Genomic DNA, 213 nt, shown 5'->3' on the forward strand with positions numbered 1-213 from the left:
CGAAACTGTTTTTCAAGAACACCGTATAGACGGCGAACTTTCTGCTTCTCTCGTAACTGGGTACCGTATTCAGACAAACGTCCGCGACGAGCACCGTGCATACCTGGAGCAGTTTCTAAGTTACACTTTGAATCTAGCGCTTTAGCGCCACTTTTCAAAAATAAGTCAGTACCTTCACGGCGTGACAGTTTACATTTTGGTCCAATATAACGA

1 pseudogene is annotated in these 213 nt (G+C 44.6%); it reads right to left on the reverse strand.

The annotated features are described in order from the left end of the window. Nucleotides 1-213, reverse strand: a pseudogene (gene rpsD / locus A3757_RS05550) (30S ribosomal protein S4); the annotation flags it as partial.

Source organism: Oleiphilus sp. HI0117 (genome assembly GCF_001635235.1).